Here is an 11,471-nt window from a genome sequence, read left to right as displayed (position 1 = left end):
CATCAAGGCACGCGGGCATATCGGCGATCCCGCACAACGACGGCCGCCCATTGCGCGTCATCCTACGCTCTAGCGATTCTTAACGGCTTCAGTTATGAGCGCGAATCCAAACGACGCCGCGCTGCCCCCATTGGGCACAACGGCGATTCTGGGTGAGCGTGGGACGGGGACGTCGTCAAGCATAGGCGTATAACTAGGCGTCGACCGGCGGTGGCCCCGGAGTCTCGTCGAGGATCCCCGCGTTTACCAGATAGCTGGCAAGGTCGCCGTAGTTGGTCACCACCTCGTCCGAGTCGTAACCACCCATCACGTACTCAATGACCGCGTTACGACCCTCGAGCACTTCCACCATAACGAATTCCTCATCCTGTCCGAAAATTGCGATCTGGGAACCGCGAGCGGATGTGTAATCCACAACGGATTCCTGCAGCCCCACGCGCTCCGCGTCCTGAATGGCTTCCTGATTCTCGGTGTACTGAGCGACAAACTCACCGTCGGCCCCATAGAGGCAGGAAATCGTCGGGACCCACTGCGCGTCGTAGCCCTGATCTGCTGACTCACCGAAATAGGACGTGTCTTCGTAACACTCGGACGTCAGCTCAGCCAGAGGTGTAGGAACAGACGCTGGCACCTCGGACTCTCGGATAGCGTCAACATCATCGATGTCAATCGCGCGCTCCCAATAGCCGGCATCAGAGGCAGCGACCTCTCCTGGCCCATCATCCAATCCAGCGGCAAAGTCCTTAAAAGCAGAAAACGCCGCCACAAGAGCGAGCCCTGTAACCAGAATTAGACCGAGGATTATTGCTAGAACAATCCACAACACTTTCTTCGAACCGGGCTTCTTCTGTGGCGGTTGCGGCATCCCTTGGCCTTGCCCATTAAAACCGTGAGGCGCTTGGTTGTGCCCAGGTTGGACGTGGTGCGGGTTCTGGCCAAACCCGCGGGGAGGAGACTGAGATTGAGAGTTGTCGAATGGATTCGTCATGTCGCTCAATTTAACAGAGAACCACGTCACACAAACCCTAAAAATGCAGGATGCGAGGCCTAATTCCCACCGGTAACTGTGATGCTTTTCGGTCTGGCAGGCCGGAGCACTAGACTTTTCACCCGATGACTACTTTCGCCGAACTCGGCCTCCCCCGCGATGTTGTTCGTATCCTAGACAAACAGGGCATCACGACCCCCTTCCCTATCCAGGAAGCCGCTATTCCCGACGCCCTCGCTGGCAAGGACGTCCTCGGCCGTGGCCCCACAGGCTCGGGAAAAACGTTTACGTTTGGTCTCCCTATGCTGGCCCGATTGGCGGAGTCCGGGGTGTCGCGCCCGGCCCACCCGCGCGGGCTGGTCCTAGCACCGACGCGTGAGCTGGCAACCCAGATCCAGCAGCGCTTAGACGAACCCGCGGCGGCATTGGGACTGCGGGTATTGGCGGTCGTCGGGGGTGTCAACATCAACAACCACATTCGCTCGCTTGCCCGCCCGGTTGACCTGCTCGTTGCCACACCGGGACGCGCCCAGGACCTCATCGACCAGGGCAAGCTCTTCTTCGACCACGTCACTATCACCGCCCTCGACGAGGCGGACCAGATGGCGGACATGGGTTTCCTCCCCCAGGTACGCAAGCTGCTCAAGCTCACGCCGGTCGATGGTCAACGTTTGCTCTTCTCCGCCACCCTCGACGGCGAAGTCAACAAGCTGGTCAACCAGTTCATGCACGATCCCGTCACCCACTCCACCGCCCCCGTCGAGGCAGCCGTCGATACGATGGAACACCACCTTATTTTCATCGGCACCCGCGAGGCCCGCAATGACGTCGTTCTTCGCCTCGGCGCACGCAAGGGCAAGACCATCATGTTTATGCGAACCAAGCATGGCGTCGACAGGCAGGCCAAAAAGCTGCGCCGCGTCGGAATCAACGCGCTGCCCTTGCACGGCGATAAGGGCCAGGGCTCACGTACCAAGGCCATCGAGGGCTTCGCAGACGGCAGCGTTCCGGTACTCGTCGCCACCGATATCGCTGCCCGCGGTATCGACATCGCCGACGTCTCCCTTGTCGTCCACGTCGATCCGCCAGCTGAGCACAAGGCCTATCTGCACCGCTCCGGCCGTACTGCACGCGGAGGCGACTCCGGCACCGTAGTCACACTCGTCACCGACGAGCAACGCGATGAGGTGGCAAAGCTCATCGCGAAGGCGGGCGTTGCACACACCGACCTCGACATCAGTGACCGCGCCAACCCAGCCAGCAGCCCCGAGCTCGCCCAGATGACGGGAGCTCGCAAGCCCAACGGCGAACCGCTCGGCCCACCACACCAGCAACCATCAAAGAAGAAGCCACAGAGTCAGTCCGAAAGACAGTCTGCGCGTCGACGATCGGGTAGCCGTAACCAGCGCCGCCGACGGGCCAACGCAGGTCAGCGATGATTCTCCAGCCTAAAACCTGGCAAACCCGGATGACCATGCACGAGGAGGCGGCCAACGAGTATCTCACCCGCTACCGCCACCCGGGCTCGTATCACCCTGTCTACGACTTCCTTTTCGAGTACTACCCCGTCCGCCCGTCACACCTGCGGCGTTGGCACCCAGGCGTCGGTGTGACTCTGGCCGGCGAGGTCCCACATGCTCAGTGGAACTACTACCACCGCACTGATGAGGGCGTCACGGTGGACACTGAGGCCTTCCTCGCACGCCGCGGTAACACCGTTCGCTACATCCTGAATCTGCTAGAAAAGACCACGCATAACCCCACCCAATTCGATTGCTTTGGCCTGCACGAATGGGCCATGGTCTACCACACCGATTCTCCTCGCCATGACTTGCCGCTGCGGTTAGGGGCGGAGGGGACGAATGAGGTCGTCGATAGGCACCGCATCAAGTGCACGCATTACGATGCCTTCCGCTTCTTCACTGAGCCCGCGCGCCCGCTCAACCTCACGGTGCTGACTCGCGAGGGGCAACCGGAGAACGACCAGGCTGGCTGCGTCCATGCGACTATGGATTTGTATAAATGGGCGTGGAAATTGGGGCCATTGGTACCGGGTGAGTTGTTCCTCGACACCTTCCGGCTAGCCGTGGCAGCACGCACACTTGATATGGAAGCGTCACCCTACGATTGCCGCGAGTGGGGCTTTGGGGTCGTTCCCATCGAAACGGCGGAAGGAAAGTCCGAGTACGTGCGTCGCCAACGCGCGCTTGCCGACGCCGCCGAGCCCCTGCGCGCGCGGCTTGTCTCCCAAATTCGCGCCGCACTGCCCGCTACAATGAGGAACCATTGATGTGACCCGACGGGGCGCGCTGTGCCGCCCCGCGAAACCAGCGCGGAAGGAAAGAGATGGCCCGGCACTCGGATGGAAAGAATAACTACGCATTTGCACCGTGGGTCATCATCGTGGCCGTTTTAGCGGTGCTGGCGCTGGTTATCGGAGGGTTCCTCCTCTTCCGCGGAAACGATTCCGATTCCGGTGAAACGGTGGCGGCAGAATCAACTACAGCTAAGACGGAGGAGACCTCTACTGCAGAGGCGACAACGTCGGCCGCGCCTGCGTCGTCGGAAACGGCGAAGGACACCGAATCGACGTCGGCCGCCCCCAGCTCGGAGGAAAAGGCCGCAGAGGCAAAGGTTGCGCCGAATACGTTGTTCCTCCTCGATACGTCCGAGAACCTCACGCCCTATTTCGATGCGGTAAGCCAGGGTGTGGCTGAGGCGGCGTCGGCGGCCGGCGCGGAGGGAAGCCAGGTGGGCCTCTGGAACTACTCCTCCCCTCTTTCCGCCTCGGCAACCGTGGGTTACCGCCAAAACGTGTCGTATGGGGATACCGATAACGTTGCCTATGCCGTAGGTATGTTTGGCACGGGTGGCGTTCCGCAAACCCGCAGTGCTGTGGTAGCCGCACTGGATAACGCAACCGACCAGGTGGCTGAAAGCGGCAAGGACACACGCGTTGTGCTCGTAACCACCGGCACGCAGCAAGATATGGATGATGCTGCCTTCGCCGAGGCCGTAAAGAATGCCCGCGGCGAAGGAGTGAGCTTGAGCGTGGTGCACGTGGGTAACGGCGAGAAGGATGCTGAACTCGAAAAGCTGGCTGATTCCTACAGCACGGTCGCAGATCCATCCGATGCCCAAGACAATGCAACGGCCATCTCGGCCGCAGTCGGCGCACGCTAGACGCGGGCTCTCGTGCAAAGCGAGTCCGCGGGGTGCACTCCCAGAGCGCAGAAAGCCGCCGCATCTTTCCCCAGGACACTGACGTGAGCAGCAGTGCAGGAAAGACGCGGCGGCGAGTGGCTCGAGTTTAAGAGCTCTTACGCTTGCGGCGAGCAGCGAGCTCGTCGAGGCCAATAACGACGTCAGTTTCTTCTTCCTCCACGACGCGCTCGGCCGGGAAGGACGTGATGGTACCGGAGAGCTCCTTAAGGATGCCAGGTACGGCGATACCGAATACGCCTTGGCCTCCGGCGAGGAGGTCGATGACTTCATCGTTGGACCGGCACTCATAGACCGTGGTGCCGTCGGAGACAAGCGTGAGCTCCGCCAAGTCATTAACGCCGCGATCCCGCAGGGATTCCACGGCGAGGCGGATGTTCTGCAGAGAAATACCGGTGTCCAGAAGGCGCTTGACAATCTTGAGCACCAATACGTCCTTAAAAGAGTACAGACGCTGGGAGCCAGAACCACGCGCGGTGCGGATAGAGGGCTTGACCAGGTCGGTGCGTGCCCAGTAATCCAGCTGACGGTAGGTAATGCCGGCTACCTGACACGCGATGGGAACGCGGTAGCCCAACTCCTCGTCCGGTCCGACGTCGAAGAGGGATTCCTGGACGTAGCCGTTCGTTGCGGCGTCATCGAGCGGCAGGGCGCGGGACTCGGTGCGGTTGTTTTTACTGCTCACGTAATTACTCCAGTGATGTTTGAGGGGAGTTCTATTTTTCTATTAAAGGCCACGTCAGCGACCACGTCAAGGGTCGCCCTTCGTGAACCTCTAGTAGAACTTTAGACTTCTTTGGTCACTTTGTCATCATTAGTCACACGCGTGTCATTAAAAAAATCGCTGATGACAAGAAAAGCGGCACCCAGAAACGGTGCCGCTGTGTTTAGTCTGTTGTGCTGGCAAGTATGCCGAGCCGACCGCTACCCTTCTACGTACGAAGCTCAGCTGGATGCGCGGGCCTTAGTCTTCATCTTCCGGCGAGTCGCCCCCAAGCAAATCTTCTTCGGAAATGCCGGAATCACGCATCAGCTGCTCAAAGTCATCGTCTTCCTGGGCTTTCTGCCGGGCCGCCATCTCTTGAAAATCGCGCGACCTCTTCTCCGGGAAGGTCTCTGGGGACTTAGCCTCGCGCTCGAGACCGTAGTACTCCTTAAGGTCTTCATCGCTAATGTAAACAGCGACTTCCTCGAGCACCTCCTTCTCAAACCGGATGGGCACCCCGTAGTGATCTGCTAGGACGAGGGCGTCACAGATGCGGGCGTCGTGCTCCTCACCTGTTCCGTCGACCACGTCGACCATGAAAGCGCCCTTGTGGTACTCGGAGACACAAATATGCTCGATCCCATCAAGCTGGTCGGCGAAGGCAATCAGGAGTTCATAGGTACTAGGCCGCGCGTTGTAATGGCGCTCCAGCACCTGGAGAACGCGGGCTCCATCAATGGGCGAGACCCACACAGGTACGTGCCGGTCTGCTTCTTCCCAGTAAAAGAGGGCGCACAGGTTGTTCTCGGGGCCGACGGGGTGGATTCCTAAAAATTTCAATACTTCTGCAGTCATGGCACCCACTTTTCCACACTTTCCTCACGCGTGGCGATTAACAGAGCAGCCTCTAATCCGCTAAGGGCGGAACTCGTCCCGCAGCTCAGTCTTGACCAGCGTTCCATGAAGGGACAGAACAAGCGCCGCCATCTGCTGCGAGAGCTCTTCTGCCTGCTGCGGGGCCGTATCAGATTTCGAATGCGCCACCGGTGAAGCCACCTGCGAAATCATGTCTGCCTGCCGGCGGGCGGCATTGCGCAGCGACTTCAATTGCCGTGCCTCAAAGCCGAAGGACTCTAAGGCGACAGCCGCCGACACGATAGACACGTCATCCGTGTCAAAGAATCCCGCCGGATCCGGCTTAATGAGCCCCACCGAGACCAGCTCCGCAATGTTTTCCTGCGTGGTCCCGGCTTGGTCGGCCACGTCGGCGTCGGTAAGCCTGGTCACCACTGGTGCTCGCAGCTGCTCGGCACTGATCAGTGCCTCAGCCTGGGAGGAGACAATGGCGGTGACTTGCCCCGAATCCATCGCCTCCAGCTGCTCACGAATAACCTTGAGCGGCGTGTAGTGGTCGCGCTGCGCGGTCAGAATGTAGCGCAGACGGTCAAGATCCTTCTGGTAGTAGCGGCGGTAGCCCTTCGCGGTGCGTTCCGGAGTAATCAGACCCTCAGATTCCAAAAAGCGAATCTTCGACACCGTCACGTCCGGGAACTGCTTCTGCACGTGCTTCAGCGTTACGCCAATAGACATGGGCTTTTGCTTGGTCTTCTTGGCCGCCGAAGATGCTGTTGCTGCAGCTGCGGTGGACTTCTGAGCGCTCACGATGGGACTACTACTGCTTTCTACGCGGATTCACTTTGACAAAGGGCAGGCACAGTGAGGAAGCAAGACCGGCTGCTCCCCTCGTACCCCCGCTTCGTCCTTGCTGACGGGTACTGCCCTATTTAGGGGCGATGAAGACGAGGCGGAACTTACCAATCTGGATTTCGTCGCCTACTTCCAGTACCTGCGCATTGCGCGGCTCGCGATTGACGTAGGTGCCATTGAGCGATCCGACGTCCACGACCTCGAACTGGCCGTCCTTGGCGCGGAATTCTGCGTGGCGGCGGGAGACGGTGACGTCATCGAGGAAGATGTCCGCTTCCGGGTGGCGGCCGGCGGTGGTGGTCGGCTGATCAAGCAAGAAGCGCGCGCCAGCATTCGGGCCTCGCTTCACGACGAGCAGGGCCTGGCCTTCAGCCAGGTTCTCAGCACCAGCAACGGAGGCGTCGGAACCCGCCGCGGTGCCGTTTTCCATCTCCTTAAGAAGATCAGCGCGGAAGACAGAAGTAGTCTCTGCCTGCGGTTCCGGCGTTCCGGTATTCTCGCTCATTTTTACCTCCGAAGGGTCGGATCGATGTTGACTCATTCCATATTAGCGACTCCGCTGCGCGCGCGAGTCGCCTCTCCACAAATACATTAACGGAAAATGTTTCCTATCCCCTTGAGCACGGAATTTCCCCCGCCAGACAATGGATTATCGGAAACCATATAAGTCCAGGTAGCACTCGGGCGGGACAGTCCATGATCCTCTAGGTGCGCACCATCGGCATCAACAAGCACGGTCTTAAAAGTATCGACGGCATCATCAACCGCGCGCTGCGCCAAATCCTTGAATTCGCGTACCGCGATGCGATGGTATTCATCGATGGGGGTCTCACGGGCAATGGCACGCAAGTGAATGGATTCACGCACGTCATCCATCAGCTCCAAGTGGTCGGCCCACGCCAAGTCGAGGTGGTAGAGCATGATCTCGCGGGCGGCGCGCTCACGGGCATCCACGGGGACGTCGCTTAGCTCGGCGGCGCGATCGGGTGCTCGCTCAGCGAGCTCCTGCCAGGCCTGGTCTGTATCGAGCAACTTGGCGCGGCGCTCATCGATAATGATGCGCTGATCCGCCAGCAGCTGGTTGTACTTCCACGTCTGCGCGTGAATCTCCAGTAACTGGCCTTCCGTCACCCGCTGACAGTGTGCGATGAAGTCTCGGACTCGCTTGGATTCAATGAGGCCATCGGCATTTGGCCGAGCCGACAGGGACTCGTCTTCCCCACCCTGCTGAACTACGTCGTCCTCCAACGACACGAAGAAGAGCGACATCCCCGGATCTCCCTGGCGTCCAGCACGGCCACGCAACTGGTTATCCAATCGCGAGGAACGGTGCCGCGAGGTGCCAAGTACTGCCAAGCCGCCCTTCTCGACGACCGCGTCGCGGTCAGCTTCGTCCGCGCCGCCCAGCTTGATATCGGTGCCGCGGCCCGCCATCTGTGTGGACACCGTCACGCGCCCCACGTCGCCTGCCTCCGCGACGATGCGCGCCTCATCCTCATCGTTTTTAGCGTTGAGGACGTTGACAGTGATGCCACGTTCGCGCAAAGCTGCAGCAAGGTCCTCGGACTCCGCGACATCGTGAGTGCCTACGAGGACCGGCTGGCCGGTGCTATTAATAGCCACGATCTCGTTGACAATAGCTCGGGATTTTTCATCCACAGACGCGTAGATGCGGTCTGCTTCATCGAAGCGCTGCAATTCTTTATTCCGGTCGATGACCGAGACGTGCAGGTCATAAAACTGTCGCAACTGGTCGGTGGCCTCCACCGCGGTGCCTGTCATGCCACAGACCAAGGGGTAGCGACGCATGAGCTCCTGCAGCGTAATGGTGTCGAGGATGCGCCCACCTTCTGATACCTCCAAGCCTTCTTTGGCCTCCACCGCTGCCTGGAGTCCATCCGGCCAGCGTTGGAGCTCGGCCACGCGGCCGCGGGAGGCGTCGATAAGCTGCAGCTTTCCGTCCGTGATGATGTAGTGAATGTCACGGATGAGCAGCGCCTTCGCGTGTAGCGCCAGGTTGACCTTCACCAGTACGGAGCCGATATTCTCTTCCGAATACAGCGAGTCAATACCCAATTCCCGCTCGACTCGCGCCGCACCATCATCGGTGAGCGCCACCGTGCGGCCGTCCTCCGCGATGACATAGTCCTGCTCCTCGCGCAAGCGCGAGACCACGTTGGTGATGTGGCCCGTAGATTCCTCACCGGGGCGATTTCCGGCGAGGACGAGGGGGACGAGGGCTTCGTCGACAAGCACAGAGTCCGCCTCATCCACCAACGCCACGTCCGCGCGCGCCTGCACCGTCTGCTCCCGGGAGGTGATCTGGTTATCCCGTAGCACATCGAAACCGAGCTCATTGACAGGTGCATAGATGATGTCGGATAAGTAAGCCGCGCGGCGTTCTTCCGGGCCGAGCTTCTCCGTTACCGGGGCCACCGTGAGTCCAAAGAACTCCACGAGCGGGCGCATCCATTCGGCGTCACGCGCCGCTAGATAATTGTTCACTGTCACCAGGTGCACGCGCTTGCCGGTCAGCGCAAAACCCGTCGCGGCCATGGCTCCCACCAGCGTCTTTCCCTCACCAGTGGCCATCTGGATAACGTCGCCTTCAAGAAGACGCAGCACAGCTTGGGACTGGACAGTAAAGGGACGCATGCCAAGCTTGCGTTCACTGGCCACGGCCAATGCCGCGAGGAAACGAGACTTATCTGCAATTCCCCCGTCTTTCACGCAAGCGCGCGCAGTGGCGGCAACGTCAGCATCCGACAGGTTCGCGATATCCTCCACCGCGGAATCTGCGGCCGTCACAACGGCTTTCGACTTCTTGTTGTTGCGTTCGGACTGCGCGCCCATTGCCTTCCAGAACCAATCGAATGCGCCCATGAGCACTCCTCCATCCTTGTGCGTCATACAGGTCTTCTATCGACTCTAGTCAACCCCGGTTCGCAAGCGTGCGTTCGCCCTTATATCCTTACGGACATGCAATCCGTGAACGTGTCGCTCCCCTCCAGCACCGGTACCGCGATGGCCGGAACCATCGACTTCCCTGACTCCCCTCCGCAAGCCTTCGCCATCTTCGCGCACTGCTTTGCCGGTTCGCGCCATACCCCCGGCGCCGCTCGTGTGAGCAAGCAACTGACTAACTTTGGCATCGCTACCCTACGCTTTGATTTTCCTGGCCTAGGCCAATCCGAAGGAAGTTTCGCGGACACCTGCTTTAGCCAGAATGTTGCCGATATCCAGGCTGCTGCCGACTGGCTAGCACACAACTCTTCCGCACCACAGCTACTCATGGGCCATTCACTGGGCGGGGCTGCCGCTCTGGCCGCGGCCAACAACATTCGCTCCCTCAAGGCTGTGGCCACCATCGGCGCCCCCTTCGATCCTGCACACTCCGTGCTGCACTACGCCGACAAGATCGGCGAGGTCGACGCCAACGGTGAAGTCGAGGTCACCCTTGGCGGCCGGGCGCTGACCATTTCGCGCCTCTTCCTCGAAGACCTTGCTGAGACCAACCCGGAGGACTATCTTCCGCGCCTGCGCAAGCCCCTCATGGTGCTGCATTCCCCCATTGATCAAACGGTGGGCATTGATAACGCACAAAATATTTTCCGGACCACGCGCTATCCCAAGTCCCTCGTCGCCTTGGATAAGGCCGATCACCTGGTGACTAAGCAGGGCGCGGCAGCCCGTGCCGCCGACCTCATCGGGGCTTGGGCGGAGCAGTTTATTGTTCCGGAGAACATTCCCACCCCAGTTGCTGAGGACTCCGCGCTTGCAACTCCGGCAGTTGGAACCAGGATGGGCGTCGTCGTGCGCCACAATGACCGATCGGTGAGCGCTGACCGCACGAAAAAGAACGGCGGCAAAGGCCAAGGTTTCACCGCGGAAGGCCTTCTTATGTCCGCCGTAGCTACGGCAAGCACTCAGGCCATCAAAGAAGCAGGCAAGGCGCAGAAAATCGACGCGAAGGTGCTCGAAGCGGTATCTGTCAGGGTTAACCAAGAATCCGAATCTCGTTTCACACGTACGGTGACGCTTCCTGGCTTTCTGAGCGCCGATCAACAACGCGCGCTTGCCGACGCCGCCGCTTCCACCACCATCGATTCCCTCCTCGCTGTGGACATCGCCACCACCGTGGCAACCACTGCAGAATAAGCCGCCCATGGTTGTTCTAAACCCACTTGACCCTGGCGCCCACTGCCCCTGCGGTACTGGCCTAAGCTTCGGCGAGTGCTGCTCGCGCTACCATGCCGGCACACCCGCCCCCTCAGCGGAGGCCCTAATGCGCTCGCGTTTCAGCGCTTTCGTCACCGGCGACGAGGACTATTTGCTGCGCACTTGGGACCCCGAGACTCGCCCGGAACGCCTCGACCTCGCCGAAACCGGCATTCGCTTTTACCGCCTCGACATTATCGACACCGTCGCGGGTGGCCCCTTGGACCAGACCGGAATCGTGGAATTCGAGGCTTTCTATAAGGGATCTGCCAAGGGCTCTCAACGTGAGCGCTCCTCTTTTCGCCGCCAAGGCGGGCAGTGGGTCTATTCCGCCGGAGAGTTTTAGCTGCCGCTAAAACAAAGGTTGAACTGGGATTTGTCGAAGCGAATACCGCTGGTGTAATCTGTAGCAGTTGCACCTAATGGTGCGGCGGCGGACTATGGCGCAGTTTGGTAGCGCACTACACTGGGGGTGTAGGGGTCGCAGGTTCAAATCCTGTTAGTCCGACAAAACTTAGGCTGGTCAGAAAACTCTGACCAGCCTTTTCTTCTGGAACGAGTCGACGGGTTAAGGCTTAAGCCTTGGGTTACTACGCCCACGGTAAATAGGCCCTTCCGGTTTTAGAGTGC

The 11,471-nt window shown here is 59.9% G+C and carries 11 protein-coding genes and 1 tRNA gene; 6 read left to right on the top strand and 6 right to left on the bottom strand.

Translation table 11 applies throughout. The features are described from left to right. Positions 1-193: 193 nt before the first annotated feature. The gene (locus HMPREF2565_RS06130) at positions 194-988 is read right to left on the bottom strand and encodes a hypothetical protein (RefSeq protein WP_246819125.1); all 795 of its coding nucleotides are present in this window, start codon (positions 986-988) and stop codon (positions 194-196) included. A 125-nt stretch (positions 989-1,113) separates the two neighbouring features. On the opposite strand from HMPREF2565_RS06130, the gene HMPREF2565_RS06125 reads away from it, so the two are divergent. The 3 genes from HMPREF2565_RS06125 to HMPREF2565_RS06115 are packed head-to-tail and all read left to right on the top strand — an operon-like array spanning position 1,114 to position 4,171. Then, positions 1,114-2,427 carry a DEAD/DEAH box helicase gene (locus HMPREF2565_RS06125; RefSeq protein WP_070546973.1) on the top strand — a complete coding sequence of 438 codons (1,314 nt, stop codon included), beginning with the start codon at positions 1,114-1,116 and terminating at the stop codon, positions 2,425-2,427. Beyond that, positions 2,424-3,278 (top strand): 3-methyladenine DNA glycosylase, encoded by an 855-nt coding sequence (locus HMPREF2565_RS06120; RefSeq protein ID WP_070681391.1) that lies wholly within the window; start codon positions 2,424-2,426, stop codon positions 3,276-3,278. Before HMPREF2565_RS06125 ends, HMPREF2565_RS06120 begins: the two co-directional genes overlap by 4 nt. 56 nt (positions 3,279-3,334) lie before the next feature. Beyond that, on the top strand, positions 3,335-4,171 hold the full coding sequence (locus tag HMPREF2565_RS06115; RefSeq protein WP_070681394.1) for a vWA domain-containing protein: 837 nt from the start codon (positions 3,335-3,337) through the stop codon (positions 4,169-4,171). A gap of 127 nt (positions 4,172-4,298) precedes the next feature. Here HMPREF2565_RS06115 and HMPREF2565_RS06110 read toward each other — a convergent pair whose 3' ends face one another. From HMPREF2565_RS06110 to secA2, 5 genes are all read right to left on the bottom strand, one after another. Continuing rightward, positions 4,299-4,859: a MerR family transcriptional regulator gene (locus tag HMPREF2565_RS06110; protein WP_180963924.1), complete on the bottom strand. Its 561-nt coding sequence runs from the start codon at positions 4,857-4,859 to the stop codon at positions 4,299-4,301. 315 nt (positions 4,860-5,174) lie between these two features. After that, positions 5,175-5,771, bottom strand: a complete 597-nt coding sequence (locus tag HMPREF2565_RS06105) for a bifunctional nuclease domain-containing protein (protein WP_071407026.1) — start codon at positions 5,769-5,771, stop codon at positions 5,175-5,177. A gap of 60 nt (positions 5,772-5,831) precedes the next feature. After that, entirely contained in the window at positions 5,832-6,578 is a 747-nt protein-coding gene (locus HMPREF2565_RS06100; protein WP_046649387.1) for a transcriptional regulator FtsR, read from the bottom strand. Between the two features lie 118 nt (positions 6,579-6,696). Continuing rightward, positions 6,697-7,128, bottom strand: a complete 432-nt coding sequence (gene odhI, locus HMPREF2565_RS06095; protein WP_010186533.1) for an oxoglutarate dehydrogenase inhibitor Odhl — start codon at positions 7,126-7,128, stop codon at positions 6,697-6,699. Positions 7,129-7,214: 86 nt separating this feature from the next. Further along, on the bottom strand, positions 7,215-9,506 hold the full coding sequence (secA2, locus tag HMPREF2565_RS06090; RefSeq protein ID WP_071407025.1) for an accessory Sec system translocase SecA2: 2,292 nt from the start codon (positions 9,504-9,506) through the stop codon (positions 7,215-7,217). Between the two features lie 96 nt (positions 9,507-9,602). Between secA2 and HMPREF2565_RS06085 the strand changes: the two genes are divergently transcribed. From HMPREF2565_RS06085 to HMPREF2565_RS06075, 3 genes are all read left to right on the top strand, one after another. After that, a complete protein-coding gene (locus tag HMPREF2565_RS06085) occupies positions 9,603-10,781 on the top strand; it encodes a bifunctional alpha/beta hydrolase/OsmC family protein (protein ID WP_071407024.1) in 1,179 nt (392 codons plus the stop codon). 7 nt (positions 10,782-10,788) lie between these two features. Beyond that, positions 10,789-11,187 carry a YchJ family protein gene (locus HMPREF2565_RS06080; protein WP_071407023.1) on the top strand — a complete coding sequence of 133 codons (399 nt, stop codon included), beginning with the start codon at positions 10,789-10,791 and terminating at the stop codon, positions 11,185-11,187. Between the two features lie 88 nt (positions 11,188-11,275). Further along, positions 11,276-11,349, top strand: a tRNA-Pro gene (locus HMPREF2565_RS06075). Positions 11,350-11,471 lie beyond the last annotated feature (122 nt).

It is taken from the genome of Corynebacterium sp. HMSC072A04, assembly GCF_001809235.1.
Classification (GTDB): domain Bacteria; phylum Actinomycetota; class Actinomycetes; order Mycobacteriales; family Mycobacteriaceae; genus Corynebacterium; species Corynebacterium hiratae.
This window is presented reverse-complemented; position numbering and strand designations above follow the sequence as displayed.

What these genes read in the sequence shown, in the direction of transcription:
- secA2 (WP_071407025.1), bottom strand. Translation starts at nt 9,506, where the DNA reads ATGGGCGCATTCGATTGGTTCTGGAAGGCAATGGGCGCGCAGTCCGAA.
- odhI (WP_010186533.1), bottom strand. Translation starts at nt 7,128, where the DNA reads ATGAGCGAGAATACCGGAACGCCGGAACCGCAGGCAGAGACTACTTCT.
- HMPREF2565_RS06125 (WP_070546973.1), top strand. Translation starts at nt 1,114, where the DNA reads ATGACTACTTTCGCCGAACTCGGCCTCCCCCGCGATGTTGTTCGTATC.
- HMPREF2565_RS06120 (WP_070681391.1), top strand. Translation starts at nt 2,424, where the DNA reads ATGATTCTCCAGCCTAAAACCTGGCAAACCCGGATGACCATGCACGAG.
- HMPREF2565_RS06085 (WP_071407024.1), top strand. Translation starts at nt 9,603, where the DNA reads ATGCAATCCGTGAACGTGTCGCTCCCCTCCAGCACCGGTACCGCGATG.
- HMPREF2565_RS06080 (WP_071407023.1), top strand. Translation starts at nt 10,789, where the DNA reads ATGGTTGTTCTAAACCCACTTGACCCTGGCGCCCACTGCCCCTGCGGT.
- HMPREF2565_RS06105 (WP_071407026.1), bottom strand. Translation starts at nt 5,771, where the DNA reads ATGACTGCAGAAGTATTGAAATTTTTAGGAATCCACCCCGTCGGCCCC.
- HMPREF2565_RS06115 (WP_070681394.1), top strand. Translation starts at nt 3,335, where the DNA reads ATGGCCCGGCACTCGGATGGAAAGAATAACTACGCATTTGCACCGTGG.
- HMPREF2565_RS06130 (WP_246819125.1), bottom strand. Translation starts at nt 988, where the DNA reads ATGACGAATCCATTCGACAACTCTCAATCTCAGTCTCCTCCCCGCGGG.